This is a genomic window from uncultured Roseibium sp. (assembly GCF_947496995.1).
Taxonomy (GTDB): Bacteria; Pseudomonadota; Alphaproteobacteria; order Rhizobiales; family Stappiaceae; genus Roseibium.
Genome location: NZ_CANMFD010000001.1, coordinates 560,983 through 581,809, shown reverse-complemented (window position 1 = coordinate 581,809; position 20,827 = coordinate 560,983). Strand labels below are relative to the sequence as shown.

Sequence of the window (20,827 nt, the reverse complement as noted above, 5' to 3'; positions counted from 1 at the left end):
ATGGTCTAGGCATCCGATGTTTTCTGGACCTCAGCAACCGCTAGAGCGTGGATTTGTCCCAACTGATGTATCGACATCCACGTTAGGCTCGAAGCGGACTTGCCGTGGTACAGCATCCCGATCCTGACCCTGGTAGTGCCTGCTAGACACCGGCCCCAAGCTGCCATTCGAGCCATTTGCGGCGAATGGCAGAAAGGAGCCTAGAGTCACGGATGCTGCTCAGCGCGTTGAAGGAAGAAGCTGCCTCATCCCAGACGATCGACTGTTGGCGTTTTGGCTTATCTCTCGCCACCGTTGCGCATCCATAGCATAGCAAACGTGGTTTACCCATCTGACATAGAGCCATTCAGCCCTTTGAGATATGCCCTCTGACACCAGGCCAAGTCTCTCGCAAACCTTACGACTGCGGATATTTCCTTCGGCGACCGGTATCCAAACTTTTTCAAGGCTCAGCTTGTCAAAGGCGTAGTCGATGAAAAAGGATGTGCATCGAGAAATTATGCCGTTCCCCTGACAATCTTCTGACAGCCAATACCCAATAACAACTGATTGTTCTTGCTTGTTAATCTCGTGAAAACCGCACATCCCAACAAGACTGTCTTTCCAGTAAACCCCACATGCAAAACCCAAATCGGCATTTTCCTGGCGATGGATGCTTTCGATAAACTTCCGAGAATCGTCTGGCGAACAGTTTCTGTCGAGCCAAGGCAACCAACTCCGCAAAAAATCACGGTTGGCATCAACAACCCGAAACAAGTCCTCAGCGTCTGACCGCTGGAGGAATTTCAAAAACAAATCGGGCGCGATATCGAATTTCATTCTGCGGATATATGGCTCCTAACCGGCCACGTAAAGACATTCAGAGACTGGAAAACAACGACAGGGTTGTCCGCATCCCGTCCGTTCAATGATGCTTGCTGGCTGCTCCTGCGGCGAAGGTCTGCTCCATCCGTTGCTCGTTCAGTATGGGACCGCCGCCCGGCTGGCAGATTCCAAGACTTTGCAAATGTCACTATCTGCGCCTAGCCGACTTTGGTAGCCACCGAAGCGAATAACCGCTTCCCGCTCGATTGCAGCCATCGCTAGTCCCAACTCAAAACGCCCCGTGACACGCCCGCTGCGCGATCCGGCACGCCACCGCCGGGAAGTCCGTTTCGCCGGAATCGACTCCGGTGTTGGGTCACCGGCTGGAGCGCTGTTTCTGTTCGATCAGCGAAAAGCTGCTGACACCAATCCCTGTCGCAGGAATGTGATTGGCTTTGGAGACACCCGGTTGGAAAGATGACGCCATCAGCGAGGCGTTGAAACGGGCTCAAGGCTGCAACGCCAGGAAACGGAACACGGGACACTCAATGCGTCGGATCTTGATCTGGGTTACGGGATTCGTGCTTCTCAATCTTGGCCTTGGCCTCGCCGCGTATCTTTCGGGGGTGCAGTCGACAGCCGCGCATTGGAGCACTGCCAGTAGGGTGCCGCTCGGGATCGCACCCGATCCGCGCACCGAACGGCAGGCGATCATCCAGGTCTATGCCGCCCGGGCCTTCAGCTGGCGGGGGTATTTCGGGGTGCACAGCTGGATATCGATCAAGCCGCCGGAGGCGGAGCACTTCACCACTTATGAGGTCACCGGGTGGCGGGTGCGCCGGGGCGGGAAAGCGGTTTCCGCCTCTCGCCGCCCTCCGGACAGCCGCTGGTTCGGCGCGGAGCCGCGACTGATTGCCGAGTTTCGAGGCCGGGAGGCCGCTACCGCGATTCCGAGACTGCTGGAAGCCATCAACCAGTACCACCACGACGACAAATATACCGTCTGGCCGGGCCCCAACTCGAACACGTTCATCGCCCATCTCGGCCGGGTCGCGCCCGAACTCAGGCTGGACCTGCCCCCGACCGCTGTGGGCAAGGATTTTCTGGAAGCAGGCCTCTGGGCGAAAGCCCCGAGCGGCACCGGATACCAACTCTCTTTTCGAGGTCTCCTGGGCATCCTGGTCGCCTGGGAAGAGGGACTTGAGGTCAACCTCCTGGGCCTGACTTACGGCATCGACCTGAATGATTTTTCACTGAAGCTTCCGATGGTCGGACGCGTCGGGTTTTCGCCGGATCGCTCGCCCGAGGCGTGATTTGCAAGTACTCGCAGACGGGGATCGCCACCTTCGGCCCGCCTCGGTTTTTTGACGATCCCATCAGCGGTCATTCCGGGCAAGTGCAGCGACGCTGCACGCCGACCCGGAACCCAGCACATCAGCCGCGCCGAAGGCGCGACAAAACCTAAATAACTCAATAGATTATGGGTAAAGGGTTCGCTATCGCCCGCACTGACACGCTGGGTCCCGGATCTGGCCATGCAGTTGCGCTGCAGACCGTCCGGGAGGGCGAACAGAGATTTTTCAGCAGTCAGAGCCGTCTTCGGTGATGGTCCGCTTCAACTACGCCCCCTCAAAACGCCCCATCATACGCCCGCCGTTCAATCCGGCAGGCCAGCAACGTAAACCCGTCGCGGCTCAAGGCCGCTTCGGCTTCCGCTTTCAGGTCCGTCGCATTTTCGATCCACACCCCGTGACCGCCATAGGCTTTGGCAACCGCCGGGAAATCGGTCTCGCCGAAATCGACGCCGACGTTGGGGCGCTGGCTGGAGCGTTGTTTGAGTTCGATGAGGGAGAGGCTGGTGTCGACCAGCACGCAGATGATGACCGGGAGGTTCAGGTCGCGCAGGGTGGAGAGTTCGCCGAGGCACATTTCCAGGCCCGCGTCGCCGACGAAGGCGATGACGGGAGAGCGGCCCTCGACAAGCCGGTGGCCCATGGCCAGCGGCACGGCGCAGCCCATGGTGCAGAGCGCCGAGGATTGCAGCATGCCGCGCGGGTTGGGACAGCGCCAGATCTGGCTGACGAGGATGCGGTGCGCGCCGCTGTCGGCGGTGGCGACCGTGTCGGCAGGCAGGGTGTCGCGCAGCGTGTGGAAGACCGTTCCCGGCCCCCAGCCTGTCGGCTCCGGCGCGAAGGCCTTTTCGAGATCCGCCCTGATCCGGGCCGGTTCCCCGTCCGGCCATGAGGGCTTGTCCGCAGCCCTCGCCTTGCCGAGGTGTTCAAGTGCCGGGGTGACGGCGCTGCGCAGGGTGGCCGAGACGGCGTGCATGCCGTGGGTGCGCAGAACCGGGGTCACATCGACCACCGGGGCGTCCACCGCCCAGGGCCCCCGCCAGTTGATGCGCATTTCGATGGGGTCGTAGCCCAGAAGCAGAATGCAGTCGCTGCGGTTGATCAGCGGCAGCAGGTGGTTGTCTGCTTTCGGGGAGAGCCCGGCACCGCCCAGCGCCAGCGGATTGGCCTCGTCCAGAAGGCCCTTGCCCTTGTAGCTGGTGACCAGCGGCACCTGGAATGTCCGGCAGAAATCGGAAATGGCGGCCGAGGCGTTTTCATTCACCGCATCGACACCGGCAATCGCGATCGGCCGTTCTGCCTTGGCGAAGAGCTCCAGCGCGGTTTCAAGATCCGGCCCGGCGGCCGGGGCCAGCGCGGCGGGGCCGGAGCGGAAGGTCTTCGACCAGGCTTCGGTCGTTTCCGTTTCGGCGACCTTGATGGGAACGTCGATATGGACCGGGCCCGGCTGACCGTCGAGGGCGATGGCGAGCGCTTTTTCCATCATGACGTCGAGCGCGCCGGAGCGGGCGGAAAAGCTCGCCTTGACGATGGGGCGCAGCAGCTGTTGGTGATCGAACACCTGATGGGTGTAGCTTTCGGCTTCGCCGTGGTCGACACAGCCGGTCAGGAAGATCAACGGCACACGGTCCTGCCAGGCATTTGCGACCACATTGACGGCGTTAGCCGCGCCCGGCCCCAGCGTTGCCAGCAGAACGCCGGGCGCGCCGTTCGCATGCCAGCCGCCCTCGGCCATGAAGCCGCCGGCATTTTCGTGTTTCACCAGTACGAATTCGAGGCCGGCCTGATCGAGCGCCTGCATCAGCGCCAGAACCTCGCCGCCGGGAATGCCGAAGGCATGGCGGCAGCCGGCGGCAAAAAGCTTGCCCGCAATGATATCGGCGCCTGTGGTCATTTCGCTGCGTTTCCTTTTTGCCCGGCGGACGCGCCGAGATCGACAATGCCTTTTTCGGCCAGCGCGGACAGTGCCGCTTCGTCCAGTCCGAGAAGACCGCTCAGCACGTTTGCCGTGTCCGCCCCCAGAACCGGCGGTGCGCTCCTGTAGGTGACCGGTGTCTTTTCAAGATTGATGGGGGAGCCGATCAGGTCCACCTCGCCGCTGAGGGGATGCGGCAAGGTGATGCGCATCTGCCGTGCAAGCACCTGCGGATCGGCGAAAACGCCGGCAAGATCGTTCACCGGCCCGCAGGGCACGCCTGCGGTCTCCAGAAGGGAAATCCACTCTGCGGCGGTCTTTTCGATGGTCAGGCGGCGGATCAGCGGAATGAGCTGCTTGCGGTTGCGCACCCGGTCGGCGTTGCGGGCATAGAGCGGATCGGCCGCCAGTTCGGGGGCGCCGGCGATTGTGCAGAACTTTGCAAATTGCGTATCGTTGCCGACGGCCAGAATGAAGGACCTGTCGGCGGCCGGGAAAGTCTCATAGGGCACGATTGCCGGATGGCCGTTGCCGATCCGGCCGGGCACGTCTCCGGAAATCAGATAGGCGACCCCCTGGTTGATCAGCCAGGAGACCTGGGCATCCAGAAGCGAGATGTCGATGGACTGGCCTTCGCCGGTGCTGTTGCGGTGATTGAGCGCCGCCAGGATGGAGACGGCCGCATACATGCCGCACATGACATCGGCGATACCGGTGCCGCATTTGGTCTCCGTGCCGCCTTCCTCGTCCGGGAAACCGGTGAGGGACATGATGCCGCCCATGCCCTGCGCGATAAAGTCATATCCGGCGCGCTGCGCGTAAGGGCCGGTTTGACCGAAGCCGGAAATCGAGCAGTAGATCAGCTTCGGATTGCGCGCCTTCAGCTTCTCGTAATCCAGCCCGCGCCGCTTCAGGTCGCCAACCTTGAAATTCTCCACCAGGATATCTGCCTTTTCGGCAAGATCCGCGATCAGCTTCTGACCTTCCGGCGTCGCCAGATCGATGGCGAGAGAGGCCTTGTTGCGGTTGGAGGAAAGGTAATAGGCGCTTTCCGCCGTCTCCTTGCCCTCTCCGTCCTTCAGAAACGGAGGCCCCCAGCCACGGGTATCGTCGCCACGGCCCGGCCGTTCGACCTTGAGAACTTCAGCCCCGAGATCGCCGAGGATCTGGGTGCAGGTCGGCCCGGCCAGAATGCGCGACAGATCGAGGACGACAAGACCGGAGAGCGCGCCGGGCGCGGAGGAAAGTTTTGACAATGGCCACCTTGGGTCACGGGTTCAGGGACGTTCTCGTAAAGGCCACACGGCAACCGCCCGCGTCAACTCCACCTTATCGCGGGTGACTACAACACGGCTCACATTCCTGTCAGAGACACAGACCGCCGCATCGCATCAAGGCCGGGGCGGCGCAGTGGATGGGTGCGGTCAGGACCAGCCTTTCATCTCGGCGAGATGTTCCCAGGCCCGCCGGATCCATCCGGCCTGCACACTGTGACCGCCGTCGTGGAGGCAGAGTTCCAGAACGCCGGTGACCGGCTGCCAGCGTTCGCACTTCAGATTGCCGTCCGTTTCGGTCTGCGGCGCGGTGCCGGAGAGGCCGCTCTGGCGGCGCCAGACATCGAAGCTCTGGGATACATCGCCCTGTTTCCATTTGCCGCCGCCGAGCCAGCGCCCTTCCAGGGGCACCACGGTGTCGGCCGTGCCGTGAACGTGAAACAGATAGGGCGCTTCGGTGGGGCAATCGCGCGGCAGAGGCTCCCAGAAAGCGCCGGCTATCGGGGCATATCCGGCAAACCGGCCGGAATCCGCGCAGGCCAGATACCACGTCATGAAGCCGCCCGAGGAGAACCCGGAGAGCAGCGTCCGGTGCCTGTCGACGCCAAAGCGGTCGGAAAGGTCCTGAAGCACCGCGTCGAAGAAGACGGCCTCGTCGCGCAGGTTGCGCGGGGCCGTCGGGAAAGACCAGGTGCCGTTGATCCCCTGGACCGCGACGAATGCCACTCCGAGCTCATCCGCCATGCGCTGGAAGCCCTTGTTGCGGACGGCGTTCAGGGCCTTGCCGCGATGGCCGTGGAGATAAAAGATGGCGCCAAGCGGCTCGCCGCTCTTGCGGATCTCCGCCAGCGTCTGCGGCAGGTGAATGAAGTATTCTCCGTTTTCAAGCTCACAGGGCGTTTCCTCGCCGCATGTTTCGCCGTCCGCCGACAGGGCAGCAGACAGCGCGGCGGGCGACGCCAATCCGGCAGCCAGAAAGGCCGCGCAGGCGATCGGGTGAAGAAATTTCGGGACCAAAATCGTCTCCAGCGCTCATTGAAACAGGACTGATAGGATCAGGGAAACAGGTCTGATCGGATCAGGCGTGAGGCGGTGCGGGTCGCGCCACCCTTCGCCGGATAGACAATGACCTCAAGACGGCACTTGTCCAGATGGTTGCGTTCACAAGTCGGCGATTGAGCGCGTCCGGGAGGATCAGTCCCAGGCGCCTTCGGTCGGGATATTGATGGTCTTGCCGCAATGTTTGCAGTGAACCGCGTCCGGATCGTGACGGGAAAGCCCGCAATCCGGGCAGGGTGCGTAGACCTTCGTCGGCCGGAAAATCGTCTGCACCAGGCGCAGGAACAGGGCGACGCCGAATATCATGATGAGGACGGTCATCAGGCGGCCGACGCTGTCGGTCATGGTGATGTCGCCGAACCCGGTGGTGGTCAGGGTCGTGACGGTGAAATAGAGCGCGTCGAGATAATTGTTGATGTTCGGATTGCGGTCGTCCTCCACCACGAAGACAAGCGCGGTGACGACAAAAATGAACACCGCAAGGTTCACCGTCGACTGCAGGATCTCCTCGTTGCTGCGGAACCATTTCGACGACGAGCGCAACTCTTTCAGCAGGTGATAGGAGCGCATCAGCCGCAGCATGCGGACAACGCGCAGGAAAGCGAAGTTTTCAAGGAAGGCCGGTGCGACCAGGGACATGATCACCACCACATCCGCGAAGGAAGTAAAGCTGATGATATAGCGCCCGGGCCTTGCCGACGCGATCAGCCGGGCGGTGAAGTCCAGGGTCAGCACGACTGCTATGGAATAATCCAGTTCGTGATGAATCCGGTAGGGATCGATCACCGAGGAAACGATGAAATAGCCGATGGTGATCAGGTCGAAGGCCAGCAGCGCGTAACGGAAGATCTGCGCCTTCGTGGAGTGCCCGTAATAAAGCTGGCGCAGAAAGGTTCTCAAACCGGACATTGCTTCCGCCATCGGCACCGCTTCCTCATGTGTTCGCATCCGCCAGAAGAGGCAACGGACAAGAGGCGGGGCCAAAAGTCAATCCGCGTGTTGCGCGGCTCATGGGGACATTCGTGCAGATGCCGCATGACCCTCCTGCAAACGGGTTGTTTATTCCAGCGCCGGACTGACCTAAGGCGTAAATTCATAAACGAAGACGAAATGGCATGTCATCTTCATTTATGAGTTTACGCCCTAATAGGGATTATGTTGAAAACCATTGGCCGGTGGGGCCGAAAGACAGGAAAGTTACATGTTCGATTTGTCGGGACAAGTTGCGCTGGTGACCGGCGCGAGCCGCGGGATTGGCGAGGCCGCCGCGCGCAGCCTTGCTAAATACGGAGCCAGGGTGGTTCTGGCCGCCCGCTCCGGCGATGACATCGACCGGATTGCCCGGGAGATCTGCGCCGGTGGCGGCGAGGCCGCAGCCGTCACATGCGATGTGGCCGATTACGGCGCGGTGGCGGGGGCCGTTCAGTTTTGCGTCGATACCTTTGGCGGCATCGACATTCTGGTGAACAATGCCGGGGTGATCGAACCGATCAGCCGGATCGAAACCTCCGATCCGGACGCCTGGGACAAGGTCATCGATATCAACGTGAAGGGCGTCTATCACGGCATCCGCGCCGTGGCTCCGCATATGCTGGAAAAAGGCTCGGGCACCATCGTCAACATCAGTTCCGGCGCCGCGGCCGGGGCGCTGGAGGGCTGGAGCCACTATTGCTCGTCAAAGGCGGCTGCCCTGGCGCTGACGCGCTGCGGCGACAAGGAATTCGCCGACAGGGGTCTGCGCGTCGTCGGCCTCAGCCCCGGAACGGTCGCCACCCAGATGCAGGTCGATATCAAGGCCTCGGGCGTCAATCCGGTCAGCCAGCTCGATCCTTCGGTCCACATTCCCGCCGAATGGGTGGGCGAAACCATCTGCTGGCTGTGCACCGACGCGGGCGACGCCTATCGCGGTGTCGACTGTTCCCTGCGCGACGAAGATGTGCGCAAGGCGGTCGGACTGGTCTGAGAGCTTCCGGAATTGCCGACGAGCATATAACCGCCGCCGGAATCAAAAGAGGGCCGCAATTGCGGCCCTCCCATGAGATCGACGTGACACGAGGTCCGGATCAGATCCCGACGAAACCGTTCAATGCCAGAGGCTGCTCCAACATCGTTCCAGTCCGCCCAGACACATGGGCCACGTTCGGATACTCATTAGACATGGGCACACCTCCTTTCAGTTGTTGATGACCTGAATAATGTGAGGTGGTTCTACCGGTTTAACAAGCCTAAAAATCCGGCCGGTGCTGCCTTTCAAACGTGCATGTCCCGGCCTGTTACCGGGAAGACACAGCCTTTTGCGCGATTTTCATGAAGACAGCGTCCAGTTCCGCGGCCAGTTCGGCAAGCGCCTGACCACCCTCGTCCATGTAGGGCGCGAACACCAGAGCCGGGGTTTTCCATGACAGGGTCGCGGTGCCGCCGCTGTCTTCGCTGATGTAAAAGCGGATTGGCGCTTCGATGCCGGCGGCAACCGAGGCCTCCAGCATGCGCACCGCGTAGTCGTTGCGGTAGACGCCAACGACCCGGTTGCCCGGGATTGTCAGACCGCGTCCTTTCGCGCCGGACGAGGCGCTGGCCTGGGTCACCACGATCATGCCCTCTTCCTTGACGGCGGCCTGCAGTTTCTCCACCAGCTCGTCATAGGCAAGGGAGGTCGGCATCACCTGCCAGCCCTCCCGGGGCGCGATACTGTCCGCCCGGGCAGGCCCGGTGGAAAGTCCAGTGACAAGTGCCGGGGCCAGCATCAGCATCACCATGAAACAGCTCAACACGCGCATTGTCTCGTCTCCCGCATTTTTTTCGCAACAGTGAGGGGACCCTAGCGGCCCTGCAGTCACAGGGGTTTCACAATGCGGTGTTGCGGCGATTTCGGGCCGTCGCCGTGCCGGTGCAGGAAGGTGCCGGGATGAACCGGCTTCCCGGCATCGCCCGGGTTCATTCCGCAACGCAACTCTCCTTTGCCGGTCTACACATTGCCAACACCTTTTTGTGTTTTGCAGTTCAAGTGAAGGCTGCGGATTTTGGGCGTTGATAATTTATTCGGCCGGTGCATTGCACCCAGCGCGCGGAGCGCGCTTCGGCAAAGGCCGGGCCCGGGAACCAAAAAGGCCTGTCATGCGTCTAAGCGATCAATTCGGGTATGACCTCACCCTTACGGACAAGGACGCCGTATCGGCCTGGAACGCGACGGTGAACGCCTTCCTGGCGCACGGGAAAACCACGCCGCAACATCTTGAGACCTGCCTCACCCTCGCACCCGACTTCGCACTCGCACATGCCACCCGCGGGCTGTTCTGCCTGTTGCTGGGCCGCAAGGAACTGAATGCGACCGCGCAGGAGTGTCTCGACCTGGCGCGCAGCTCCGCCCTGCACACACCGCTGACGGAGCGCGAGACGGTGGTCGTCGATGCGCTGGACAGCTGGCTGCGGGGGTTCCCCTCGCGCTCCGCCGATATTCTCGACGCCATGCTGGTGCGGGTGCCCGAGGACGCGCTGATGATGAAGCTGGTGCATGCCATTCGCTTCGTCATGGGCGATGCAGCCGGCATGCGCCAGTCGATCGAACGCGTTTTTTCCGCCTATGAAGAAAGCCATCCCGCCTATGGCTACCTGCTCGGCTGCCGGGCCTTCTCGCTGGAGGAGACGGGCGAGTACCGCCAGGCCGAAGCCCTGGGGCGCAGGGGGCTTGAGTTCGCCCGCGACGACGCCTGGGGCCTGCATGCCGTTGCCCATGTGCACGACATGACTGGACGCTCGGAAGAAGGCGCGGGCTGGCTGGAAAACCATCCCGACGGCTGGGCCCATTGCAACAACTTCGGCTATCACGTGTGGTGGCACCTGGCGCTGATGTATCTCGACCAGAACAATCCGGACAAGGCGCTGGCGCTTTACGATGCGGAGATCCGCAAGGACAAGACCGACGACTACCGCGACATCTCCAACGCCGCCTCGCTGCTTGTCCGGCTGGAGCTGGAAGGCGTTCCCGTGGGAACACGATGGGACGAACTGGCGCTTCTGTCCGACAAGCGCGCCGAAGACGGCTGCAACGTCTTTGCCGACCTGCATTATCTGATGGCGCTTTTGAACGGCGGGCGCCGCATGGGGGCTGACCGGCTTCTTACCGGTTTGAGACTGCGGGCGCAGAGCGAGACCGATCTCGGCCATGTCGCGTCCGAAGCGGGTCTGCCGACCGGTCTCGGCCTGGAGCAATACCGAAAAGGCAACTACGCCTCGGCCTTCACGCTTCTGGATTCGGCAAGAAACAATCTTCACACCATCGGCGGCTCTCATGCCCAGCGCGACGTCTTCGAACGGATCACCATCGATGCCGCCCTGCGCGCCGGTTTCTCGCCGGAAGCGGAAAATCTGCTCAAAAGCCGCGCCCGCAAGCGCGGCGCACTTGACAGATTTGCCGAACAGCGTCTTGAAATCTGCAACAAAATGCATCGCGCCCAACGCGTGATGGAAGATAAAAAACTCAGGGCTACGGATTCGGTATAAGACCCGGCCTTCCCGAAGGGTGAGCGCCCTTTCCGCTTTCAGGCGTCACGCCCTGCAAGCGGTCCGGCTTCATCCCATGCATCAGCTGGACCAAACGTGAACGTTCATTCTCAAGCGAAACGCCCCCGTGATCCGCGGCTCGATTTTTTCCGTGGCCTCGGCATGTTCATCATCTATATCGCCCATCTGCCCGGAAACTGGTGGACGCTGTGGATCCCCGCCAGATTCGGCTTTTCCGACGCGACGGAAATCTTCGTTTTCTGTTCCGGCATGGCCTCGGCCATCGCCTTCGGCAAGATCTTCGACGTGCATGGCTGGACCATGGGCGCGGCGCGCATCCTGCACCGCATGTGGCAGGTCTACTGGGCCCATATCGGCCAGTTCCTGCTGATCGCCGTCGGCCTCGTCATGCTGCATGAGAGCGATTACCTGAACCGCTGCTGCGGCCTGACACAGGACTACGTGGGATCGCTGAACCTCTGGCATCTTTTCGACAACACCAGCGTCGCCCTGCCGGGGCTCATGACACTGACATGGGTGCCGAACTACTTCGATATCCTGCCGATGTATGTGGTGATCCTGGCGCTGATCCCGCTGATCATGCTGGCGTCCCGCGTTTCGGTGATCGCCGCCTTCGCGCTGTCCATCGGCCTGTGGCTCGCCGCGCAGTTCGGACTGCTCGACCTGCCGGCGGAGCCGTGGCCCCAGGCGGACGGGTTGCACCGGAAATGGTTCTTCAACCCGTTTGCCTGGCAGATGCTGTTCTTTACCGGCTTTGCTTTCATGCGCGGCTGGATCCCCGCGCCCCCCGTCAGCCGCAAGCTGATGGCGCTGTGCGCGGCCATCGTGATCGTGACAATTCCCTTCGCCTATTTCCGCGTTCACCTCAACGTGGAGTGGATCCAGGAGATCCGCGAATCCATCCGCCCGTTGTGGATCAAGACGGAGTTCGGGTTGTTCCGCTATATCCACTTCCTGGCGCTGGCCTATCTCGCCTGGGTCGCGGCGGGCGAGCACGGCAAATATCTGCTCGGGCATGGGGAGCTCTGGGGCCGGTTCGTGCGGGTGGTCCAGAAGGTCGGCCAGCAATCGCTCGCCGTCTTCATGGCCAGCCTCGTGATTGCCCAGGCGGCCGGGCTGCTGCGCGACATGGTCTGGGGCCGAGGCGACTGGATCCCGCAGATCCTTTCGAACCTTCTGGGGTTCGTGGCTTTGATCGCCGTTGCCTACACCGTCTCCTGGTACAAGAGCGAACCCTGGCGCAAGCCGCCCAAGATGTCTTCCGACGGATCGCACGAACCACCGAAGGCCGGAGTTGGCAGCAATCCTGAAAGCAAAGGGAAAACGCAGGCAAGGGCAACTGAGCTCACCTGACCCGACACCCGGGAGCGCCCGGCAGGTCCCGGCTCAGGGCCGGGACGGCACGGTGGGTGGGGCGTTACCTGCCACGACCTCTTCCTCAAGCAAAAACACCGGCCATGCGGCCGGTGTTTTTGTCTGGTTCGTCTTCTTCGCCGTTCAGTGCAGCGAGGCCATCAGCAGGTCCGCCTCGAAGGCATTGGCGACCGCGGCTTCGCGGCTGTCGGCAAGCAGGATCGGCGTGCCGTCCGCGTTGAGCAGCGCGTAAAGCGTCATGTTGTCGTGCAGGGGCGGGACATCCGGGAACATTTCCTTGAGGTCACGCGCCTTGATCGGCTTGATATAGGCGATGTCGCCCGTACCGAGCTCGGTCAGCTCGTCAACGGACATGAATTCGGACAGAATTTTGCGGTCTGTCCAGGCCGGGGTCTTTGTATTGTGCATCAGTCATTCTCCATCCGTTAGCCGACGAGGGTCTATTCGCCGCTGGAGATTTCTATTTTTCTTATAACACGTTCCGGTTCGGGACGTGCGAGGTCAATGGACAAAAGCCCATCTTTCAGGTCGGCACCGAGGATTTCGATCCCCTCGGCCATGACGAAGGCCCGCTGAAACTGCCGGGCGGCTATGCCGCGATGCAGATACTGTCTGGACTTATCATCCACCTGACGGCCCCGGATAACGAGCTGGCTCTCCTCGACGGAGACATCAAGCTGGTCTCTGGTAAAGCCCGCAACAGCGAGCGTGATGCGAATGGTATCGCCCTGATCGTCCGATTTCGGCAATCTTTCGATATTATAGGGCGGATAACCGTCATTCGCGGCCTTGGAGACGCGATCGAGCACGCGCTCGATATCGTCGAACCCGAGCATGAACGGGCTAGAAAACGCTGACATGCGTGTCATCCTCAAAGTCCTTGTCGAAGCGACCTTGCATCCGGACCCTTCGATTAGGCATCCGGACCGGAACCCACCGGCTCCATTCGCTATTAAATATGGCGCTTCGTTAAATTTGATTCAAGGAGGGTCGTTTTCAGCGCTTTTCGGCAGCTTTTCATTCTGTTGACAGCAAACATGGTGAACAGGAGCCCCTTGATCAAGGCGGCCCGATTTTCCGGCGAGGCGCGTTGCGCAGGATAGTTGACCGGTCCCGGTGCCGGTCGTCCGTGTGCTCACCCTATGGGACGATCTCCGAAGACATCCGAGCGTGACCGGGATTGTTCACGGGCCGGGAGACAGGAGCGGGTCCTGTTTCAGCATCTTCGCAAGAGCGGAGACAGCATGGCGCACGGCCGGTTCGTGGCGTTCATCCTGGTGCATGACCAGCCAGCGTTCCGTTGTCAGGCTCTCGACGGGATCCGTGATCCGGACCAGATCCGGATAGGCGTCGCCGACGAATGTCGGCAACAGCATCCGGGCGTGTCCCTTGCGCACGAGTGACAGCGCCAGGGTTGCGTTGTTGACCGTGATATCAACCTCTTCTCCATGGTTCTCCTTGAGCCACAGACCCGTGGGGAAATGCGCTTCCTCCTCCACCAGACCGATCCAGCCGGGCTCGCCGCCGGAAGGAACGACTTTTGCCCGGTAGGCGGCATGTTCGACATGGCCGACCTTTTGTCCCGCCAGCCAGGCCTGTTTTGGCCGGCCGTTCCTGACGCCGATATCGATCTGGCGCCTGGCGACATCGCGGTTGCGCAGATCGATCAGGAACTCCGGCGCCCAGTCCGAGTCCGGCGACCAGAAGCCAGCGATGTTGTCGATCAGGAGGCGCGTGGTCCAGCCGCCGGCGGAGATGCGTATCCGGCGGCGGACCCTGCCGCTGTCCCGCCAGGTGGCGATGGAGCGGGCGGCCTGATCCATGTCTTCCAGATGCAGGAGCAGAGCGCGCCCTTCCGCCGTCAGCTGGTAGCCGCGAGCCTCGCGCTCCACGAGACGCACGTTCAGGCTTTTTTCCAGGGATGAGACCCGCCGCCCCAGCGTCGCCGCGCTGACGCCGGTTTTTTCCGTCGCCCCCGAAAGCCCACCTGCCTTGGCGACGGCAAGAAACAGCCGTAAATCTTCCCAATCCATATTTCGTTTCATTTTTGAAAACTCAATTACACTTTGAAAACATGCCAATAACGTCACTTCATGAGATTGTTTGCAAGACACTACAAAAAACAATCAAATATGAAGAGAACCTGCATGTCCATCCCCCTGCCCCCGCGCTCACAGTCTGCGCGCACGAAAAACGGCGGCCTCGCCTGGAATGACCCACTAAGGGAGCTGCATCCGCACCACGCGCTGTTCTGGCCGGAAGACCTGCCGGAGCATGTGCTGCTTGAAAGGCGGCACATGGCCCGCGCTCTCAGGATCAGAAAACTCTTCTGGAGACGCTTGCTGCGCAGGATGCTCTCCCCCTTTCGACGCGCTGTCCGACGGGTCAGACAGGGCCAGGTCGCCCGGGAGACTGGGTCGATCGTGCGTTCCCGCTAATAGACCTATCAGGCTTTTCCGCCGAAATGACGCGTCCGTGATCCGGTTCGTCTTGTGCCCGGGGGCAGGACAGGCCAGTCTAGCCACCGGCCCCGCACCGGTGCCGCATTGCCCATGAATGTTCCCGCATACACGACTCTTCAAATGACCCGCGACGAATTCGATATATTCTGCAGCCGGCTGCCTGCGACCACCCATGTGGTGCAATGGGGCAATGCGTCCGTATGGAAGGTGGGTGGCAAGATCTTTGCCATCTGCTCAAGATGGGGAGACGGTGATCTTCCCCGGTTCAGCTTCAAATGCTCCGACATCTCCTATGCGCTGCTGATCCAGCAGGACGGTCTGATCCCGGCCCCTTACCTCGCCCGGGCGAAATGGGTGCAGATGGAAGAGGAAGGCGCGCTCGACGACGACAGCCTGAAAGCCTACATCGAGGCCGCGCACAAGATCATTTCGGCAAAGCTGACCCGCAAACAACGCAATGAGCTCGGCCTTGCTGTCTGAACGCTCCCTGAAATGGCAGTCGCTCGGCCTCCTCATGCTGGCCGAAATCTCCGCCATGAGCCTGTGGTTCATGTCCGCCGCAATCCTGCCCGATCTCACCCGCGAATTCGGGATTTCCCCGTTCCGGCAGGCAGCGCTGTCCAGTGCTGTGCAGATCGGCTTTGTCGCCGGAGCTCTCGTCTCCGCCTTCCTGGGGCTGGCCGACAGGATCGATCCGCGACGTTTCTTTGCGTTCTGCGCGATCCTTGCCGGTCTTTTCAACGCCAGTCTTCTGGTTGTCGAGCCGGGTGGAGCCGCCTCTATCCTGGCCCGGTTCGCGACTGGCGCCCTGCTTGCCGGGGTCTATCCGGTCGGCATGAAGATCGTCGTCGGCTGGGGTCAGAGGGATCGCGGATTTCTGGTCGGCATGCTTGTCGGTGCGCTGACATTCGGGTCGGCCGGACCGCATCTTCTCGCCCTTCTGGGGGGCACGGACTGGCGCTGGAGCCTGACGGTCGCCTCGATTGCCTCCGCTGCCGGCGGTATCCTGTGTCTTCTGACCGATCTCGGCCCGTATCACGCCCGCGCCGCACGCATGCAGGTGCGCGCCATCCTGACGGCCTGGACCAACCCGAAGATCCGGTATGCCTATGCCGGTTATCTCGGCCACATGTGGGAGCTTTATGCCATGTGGGCGTGGATCGGCGTGGCGCTCGCGGTTTCCTTTTCCGCGCATATGGGACCGGAGGCGGCCGTTTCGCTCTCGCGCCTGATCGCCTTCCTGAGCATCGCGGCCGGTGGCGCCGCCTGTATTGTTGCCGGTCTCGCAGCCGACCGGATCGGCAAGGCGAATATCGCCGTCCTCGCCATGGCTGTCAGCGGAACGGCAGCTGTTGCCTCCGCCCTCACCTTCGGCGGTCCGGTCTGGCTGACGATTGTCTGCGTTCTCGTCTGGGGTGCGGCGATCCTGCCCGACTCGGCCCAGTTTTCAGCGCTTGTTGCCGATTACGCCCCGGCGGACCAGGCCGGCAGTCTGATGACCTTCCAGACCGCGCTCGGATTTGCACTGACGTTCTTCACCGTGCAACTGACCCCGCTCGGCGTCGATCTCATCGGCTGGCCGGGCGTGTTCGCGCTTATGGCCATCGGTCCGGTGTTCGGGATCTGGGGCATGGTGCGGCTGAAACGGCTTCCGTAATCCGGCCCCGGCTGCCGTCCCGGCCAAGCGCAGCGCGAGCCTGGATCTTTGTCAGCTTGCCATCCTCGCTTTCATCTTCGGTAGGTCCCGGATCTTCGTTTCACTTCGTCCGGGACGGCCGCGGGAGAAGCGAGTGCAAAAATGCTGCAGTTACCTCCTGCCCTCCGGCATCACCAGATCAAACTCCGCATGTCCGAAATCTTGGCCGTTGATGCGCAGGCTGAGCGCCTGCGGGCCGCCGTAATAAACCCGCGTGGTGATCGGCCGGATGGCATGCGCGCGGGACAGAGAAATGGTTTCGCCGGGCGCGAGCCGCAGTTTCGTCCATTTGAACACCTTGGGGGACTGCGACCCGTTGGCCTTCCTGAAATGGAGAAGATAGTCGATTACCAGATCCTGCGGCTTGCTGCCTGTGGAGACGAGATCGGCGGCGAAGGCAACTGCGTCGCCATATGACACCATGGGGCTCTCGATGCTCAGGCCCTCAAGACGGATTTGCGGAGGATTCAACCCGAAAGCCGTGAGGGTCGGCGCGTGCCCCTGCTTGATCAATGACCGGCAGGCGTGGCGGACCAGCTTCCGGCGGTTTTCATCCGCATCCTTCAGCCAGCGTGCGGCAATCTCCGCCACAAGATCAGGATGGTCCTTGGCGATGTCGTTCAGATGGTTGGCGACGGAGCGGCGGACATAGTCTTCCGGATCGTCCTTCAGCGCTTCCAGCAGCGGCAGGGTCGGAGACGGATCCTCCACGAGGCGCCTGAGCCGCATGCCCCAGGGCAGGCGCGGCCGGGAGCCTTCGGAGGCCAGCCGGCGGACATGCACGCTCGGGTCCCTTACCCAGGGGGCCATGATCGCGAGGGCCTGCTCCTGATCCTTGTCCAGAAACGGGCGGACATCGAATTCGGCAGTCGCGCGTTTGGTCATTTCCTTCAGGAGCGCGAAGGACGCGTCGAAATCTTCCAGACCGCTCGCCGAGACCACCATGCCCAGCGGCATGATCCCCCAGCCGCGGATACCCTTGTCGTCGCTGCCCCGGTCGAAGGCGATCTCCGTTACCGGATGCAGGACAGCTTCCAGAACGGCGAAGCGCTCGCACAGATCGTCCGGCAGATGGCGGTCGATCACATCGGCAATATGCGCGGCCCGCTGTTTAAGCTCCAGTTGCTCCAGGTCCGACAGGATCTCCGCTTCATAGACCTGCCTGTCGAAGCCGCTCACATGCCGTGCAAGGTGGCCGCCGAGACAGCGCACGAGGTCCGGCGAGATATTGTTCTTGAACGGTTCCATGCCCCAGCCTCATTGTCCGTGATCTTTCCGGTATGCCGGAGGTCCGCCAGGCTTCCTAGCCCGATCCGGCCAGGCTCCTGACAGGGTTTGTCAGGAGATCTTGCCGCGCTGTATCGAGCTGACAAACAAAAAAGCCACTCCGGTTTTCCGGAGTGGCTTGGTTCGGGTCGAAACGCCCGTGTCGGTCCGCCGCAACGGTCCGTTATTCGATCTCAGCACATCCGATCGTCAGTCGATGCGGCGGCCGGTCTTTGCGTCGAAGTAATGGACATGCTCCGGCGCGACCTTGAGGGTGAGCTTTTCACCGGCCGGGTGGACCGCATGGCTGGAGACGCGCACCACAAGTTCGGGGCCGCCCTCTTCGAAGCCGGCATAGATGAAGCTTTCCGCACCGACCGGTTCGAGCACGTTGACGGTAACCTGAAGGGTCAATCCGTCCCCCGCCGACGCACTGTCCACGACTTCCATGTGCTCGGGACGGATGCCGACGGTGTAGCTGTCGTGGCCCTTGACGTTTGCGCCGGAAAGCCCCGTACCCTTGACCAGTTCCAGGCCATCCCCATTGGCTTTGACTTCCAGTAGGTTCATTGCCGGCGAACCGATGAAGCTGGCCACGAAGGTGGAGGCCGGATTGTCGTAGACCTCGATCGGCGCGCCGATCTGCTCAATGTTGCCGCCGTTGAGAACCACCAGCCGGTCGGCCAGGGTCATGGCCTCGAGCTGGTCGTGGGTCACATAGACACTGGTGGTGCCGAGAGCCCGCTGCAGGCGCTTGATCTCCACGCGCATCTGCACGCGCAGCTTGGCGTCGAGATTGGACAGCGGCTCGTCGAACAGGAAGGCCGCAGGCTCGCGCACGATGGCGCGGCCCATGGCGACACGCTGACGCTGGCCGCCGGACAGGGCGCGGGGTTTGCGGTCGAGATACTCACCGATTTCCAGAATGCCGGCGGCTTCCTTCACCCGGCGGTCGATCTCCGCCTTGTTCATGCCCCGGTTCTTCAGACCGTAGGCAAGGTTGTTGTAGACCGTCATATGCGGATAGAGCGCATAGTTCTGGAACACCATGGCGATGTCGCGGTCGGCCGGGTCGATATTGTTGACCAGACGATCGCCGATCCTGATGTCGCCGGTGGTGATGACCTCCAGGCCGGCAATCATGCGCAGCAGGGTGGACTTGCCGCAGCCCGACGGACCGACCAGTACAATGAACTCGCCGTCGGCAATATCGATGGAGACGCCTTTGACGGCCTCCACATTGCCCGCATACACCTTTCGGACGGCGTCGAGAGTAATCGTTGACATTTAATACCTCACTTATCGCTCTCGACGAGCCCTTTGACGAACCAGCTTTGGAAGACCACCACGATCAGCACCGGTGGCACGATGGCGAGGATCGCCAGGGCCATGGCCTCGTTGAAGGCCGGAATCTGCGCGCCCACCCAGACCTGCAGGATCTGCTTGATGCCGCGCACCAGGGTGAACAGGGATTCGTCGGTGGTGATCAGGGTCGGCCAGAGATACTGGTTCCAGCCGTATACGAACATGATGATGAAGATCGCCGCGATCATCGTCTGGGACAGCGGGACCAGGATGTCCTTGAAGAACTTCCAGGGGCCTGCGCCGTCGATCCTGGCTGCTTCCAGCAACTCATCGGGAACAGACATGAAGAACTGGCGGAAGAAGAAGGTGCCGGTGGCAGACGCGATGAGCGGCACGATCAGGCCGGAATAGGTGTTCACCATGCCGAGTTTCTGAACGATCTCGTAGGACGGCAGGATGCGCACCTCGAGCGGCAGCAGCAACGTGGCGAAGATCACCCAGAAACAGAGCGTCGCGAAAGGGAACCGGAAATAGACGATGGCATAGGCAGCCAGCATCGAGATGACGATCTTGCCAATGGCGAAGCCGAAGCCGAGGATCATGGAATTCTTGAGCATGACGAAGCCGTCGACTTCCTTGGTGAAGCCGCCCGCCTCGAACAGAACCTTCTCGTACGTCTCGAAAAACTTGCCGCCGGGGGTGAACTGGATGCCCTCCTTGTAGACGGTCAGCGCATCATGGGTGCTGGTCAGGAACGCCAGGACGACCGGCGTTACCATGAAGAAGACACCGAGAAGAAGGATCACGTGGTCCGAGATCTGCAGTCGTTTCATTTCAGCCCCCTCAGGTGTAGTGCACGCGCCGCTCGATGAGGCGGAACTGGATGATTGTCAGGATGAAGACCATCGCCATCAGGATGACCGACTGGGCCGAAGAGCCCCCCAGGTCGTTGCCGCGGAAGCCGTCCAGATAGACCTTGTAGACAAGGGTGACCGGGTTGTTGCCGGGCTCGTTCTTGACGATGACGTCGATGATGCCGAACGTATCGAAGAAGGCGTAGGTGATGTTGATGATCAGCAGGAAAAATCCGGTTGGAGCCAGAAGCGGGAAGGTAACGGTCCAGAACCGCCGGAAGCCGGACCGGCAGTCAATGCTGGCGGCCTCCTGGACGGACTTCGAAACACTCTGAAGGCCGGAGAGAAAGAAGATGAAGTTCACCGGGATCTGTTTCCACACCGCCGTGGTGATCATGGCGAAGCTGGTGTCGAAATAGTTGACGCCTATCTGCATCTGCCAGCCGAACATGGCGAAGAAATCGACCATCGGGCCGACATGTTGGTCGAACAGAAGGACACCGATCAGACCCGCGACAGGGGGCGCCACCGCATAGACCCACATCAGCAGGGTCTTGTAGGAGGAGGCACCGCGCAGAACCTTGTCCGCCTTGACCGCCAGCAACAGGGCCAGCCCCAGAGACAGGAAGGTCACGGAACATGTAAACACGGCCGTGAAGCGCGCGACGCGGCCATAATCGGACGATGTCACCGTATCCGTGAAGTTGTCGAGGCCGACAAAGGTCGAGCCGAAGCCGAACGGATCTTCAAGGTAAAAGGACGATTCGACCGCTTCGGCTGCCGGCCAGAGGAAGAAGATCGCCACGATTGAGAGCTGCGGCAGAAGCAGCAGATAGGGCAGCCACGGGGACTGGAAGTAGACTTTTTTCATCGGATTGCGTCTCGACCACCGGGAACGGGCAAAGCGAGCCGCCGATCGACCGGCCAGCCCGCTTCACTTGCATG

19 protein-coding genes are annotated in these 20,827 nt (G+C 61.5%); 6 read left to right on the top strand and 13 right to left on the bottom strand.

The annotated features are described in order from the left end of the window. Positions 1–219: 219 nt before the first annotated feature. A complete protein-coding gene (locus tag Q1B40_RS02585; RefSeq protein ID WP_299809551.1) occupies positions 220–819 on the bottom strand; it encodes a GNAT family N-acetyltransferase in 600 nt (199 codons plus the stop codon). A gap of 533 nt (positions 820–1,352) precedes the next feature. Here Q1B40_RS02585 and Q1B40_RS02580 point away from each other — a divergent pair. After that, positions 1,353–2,117: a DUF3750 domain-containing protein gene (locus Q1B40_RS02580; protein WP_299809548.1), complete on the top strand. Its 765-nt coding sequence runs from the start codon at positions 1,353–1,355 to the stop codon at positions 2,115–2,117. A gap of 316 nt (positions 2,118–2,433) precedes the next feature. Here Q1B40_RS02580 and Q1B40_RS02575 read toward each other — a convergent pair whose 3' ends face one another. The 4 genes from Q1B40_RS02575 to Q1B40_RS02560 all read right to left on the bottom strand — a co-directional run bounded on the left by Q1B40_RS02575 (position 2,434) and on the right by Q1B40_RS02560 (position 7,325). Then, positions 2,434–4,050: a thiamine pyrophosphate-binding protein gene (locus tag Q1B40_RS02575; RefSeq protein ID WP_299809545.1), complete on the bottom strand. Its 1,617-nt coding sequence runs from the start codon at positions 4,048–4,050 to the stop codon at positions 2,434–2,436. Next, positions 4,047–5,327: a CaiB/BaiF CoA-transferase family protein gene (locus Q1B40_RS02570; RefSeq protein ID WP_299809542.1), complete on the bottom strand. Its 1,281-nt coding sequence runs from the start codon at positions 5,325–5,327 to the stop codon at positions 4,047–4,049. Before Q1B40_RS02570 ends, Q1B40_RS02575 begins: the two co-directional genes overlap by 4 nt. Positions 5,328–5,495: 168 nt before the next feature. Continuing rightward, complete coding sequence (locus tag Q1B40_RS02565) at positions 5,496–6,362, bottom strand: polyhydroxybutyrate depolymerase (RefSeq protein WP_299809539.1); 867 nt, start codon at positions 6,360–6,362, stop codon at positions 5,496–5,498. Between the two features lie 177 nt (positions 6,363–6,539). Then, positions 6,540–7,325 (bottom strand): ion channel, encoded by a 786-nt coding sequence (locus Q1B40_RS02560; protein WP_299809536.1) that lies wholly within the window; start codon positions 7,323–7,325, stop codon positions 6,540–6,542. 280 nt (positions 7,326–7,605) lie between these two features. Here Q1B40_RS02560 and Q1B40_RS02555 point away from each other — a divergent pair, with 280 nt between their 5' ends. Continuing rightward, the gene (locus Q1B40_RS02555) at positions 7,606–8,367 is read left to right on the top strand and encodes an SDR family oxidoreductase (RefSeq protein WP_299809533.1); all 762 of its coding nucleotides are present in this window, start codon (positions 7,606–7,608) and stop codon (positions 8,365–8,367) included. 310 nt (positions 8,368–8,677) lie between these two features. Here Q1B40_RS02555 and Q1B40_RS02550 read toward each other — a convergent pair whose 3' ends face one another. Then, positions 8,678–9,181, bottom strand: a complete 504-nt coding sequence (locus Q1B40_RS02550; protein ID WP_299809530.1) for a DUF302 domain-containing protein — start codon at positions 9,179–9,181, stop codon at positions 8,678–8,680. A gap of 337 nt (positions 9,182–9,518) precedes the next feature. Between Q1B40_RS02550 and Q1B40_RS02545 the strand changes: the two genes are divergently transcribed. Further along, on the top strand, positions 9,519–10,904 hold the full coding sequence (locus Q1B40_RS02545) for a tetratricopeptide repeat protein (protein WP_299809527.1): 1,386 nt from the start codon (positions 9,519–9,521) through the stop codon (positions 10,902–10,904). A 96-nt stretch (positions 10,905–11,000) separates the two neighbouring features. Then, positions 11,001–12,278: an OpgC family protein gene (locus Q1B40_RS02540; protein WP_299809524.1), complete on the top strand. Its 1,278-nt coding sequence runs from the start codon at positions 11,001–11,003 to the stop codon at positions 12,276–12,278. A gap of 144 nt (positions 12,279–12,422) precedes the next feature. Here the strand turns inward: Q1B40_RS02540 and Q1B40_RS02535 are convergent, their stop codons facing one another. From Q1B40_RS02535 to Q1B40_RS02525, 3 genes are all read right to left on the bottom strand, one after another. Continuing rightward, the gene (locus Q1B40_RS02535) at positions 12,423–12,707 is read right to left on the bottom strand and encodes a DUF1150 domain-containing protein (RefSeq protein WP_299809521.1); all 285 of its coding nucleotides are present in this window, start codon (positions 12,705–12,707) and stop codon (positions 12,423–12,425) included. 32 nt (positions 12,708–12,739) lie between these two features. Then, entirely contained in the window at positions 12,740–13,168 is a 429-nt protein-coding gene (locus tag Q1B40_RS02530; protein ID WP_299809519.1) for an Hsp20 family protein, read from the bottom strand. Between the two features lie 315 nt (positions 13,169–13,483). Next, complete coding sequence (locus tag Q1B40_RS02525; RefSeq protein ID WP_299809516.1) at positions 13,484–14,332, bottom strand: LysR family transcriptional regulator; 849 nt, start codon at positions 14,330–14,332, stop codon at positions 13,484–13,486. 549 nt (positions 14,333–14,881) lie between these two features. Here Q1B40_RS02525 and Q1B40_RS02520 point away from each other — a divergent pair. Then, complete coding sequence (locus tag Q1B40_RS02520; protein WP_068411197.1) at positions 14,882–15,241, top strand: MmcQ/YjbR family DNA-binding protein; 360 nt, start codon at positions 14,882–14,884, stop codon at positions 15,239–15,241. Next, complete coding sequence (locus Q1B40_RS02515) at positions 15,219–16,418, top strand: MFS transporter (RefSeq protein WP_299809512.1); 1,200 nt, start codon at positions 15,219–15,221, stop codon at positions 16,416–16,418. The genes Q1B40_RS02520 and Q1B40_RS02515 overlap by 23 nt, the downstream gene beginning before the upstream one ends. A gap of 150 nt (positions 16,419–16,568) precedes the next feature. On the opposite strand, the gene Q1B40_RS02510 is transcribed toward Q1B40_RS02515, so the two are convergent. The 4 genes from Q1B40_RS02510 to Q1B40_RS02495 all read right to left on the bottom strand — a co-directional run bounded on the left by Q1B40_RS02510 (position 16,569) and on the right by Q1B40_RS02495 (position 20,753). Further along, positions 16,569–17,705, bottom strand: coding sequence for a DNA alkylation repair protein (locus Q1B40_RS02510; protein WP_299809509.1), 1,137 nt, complete (start codon positions 17,703–17,705; stop codon positions 16,569–16,571). Between the two features lie 228 nt (positions 17,706–17,933). After that, positions 17,934–19,010 (bottom strand): sn-glycerol-3-phosphate import ATP-binding protein UgpC, encoded by a 1,077-nt coding sequence (locus tag Q1B40_RS02505; RefSeq protein WP_299809505.1) that lies wholly within the window; start codon positions 19,008–19,010, stop codon positions 17,934–17,936. An 8-nt stretch (positions 19,011–19,018) separates the two neighbouring features. Next, a complete protein-coding gene (gene ugpE, locus Q1B40_RS02500; protein WP_299809502.1) occupies positions 19,019–19,861 on the bottom strand; it encodes a sn-glycerol-3-phosphate ABC transporter permease UgpE in 843 nt (280 codons plus the stop codon). A gap of 10 nt (positions 19,862–19,871) precedes the next feature. Further along, the gene (locus Q1B40_RS02495) at positions 19,872–20,753 is read right to left on the bottom strand and encodes an ABC transporter permease subunit (RefSeq protein WP_299809499.1); all 882 of its coding nucleotides are present in this window, start codon (positions 20,751–20,753) and stop codon (positions 19,872–19,874) included. Between the last annotated feature and the right edge of the window lie 74 nt (positions 20,754–20,827).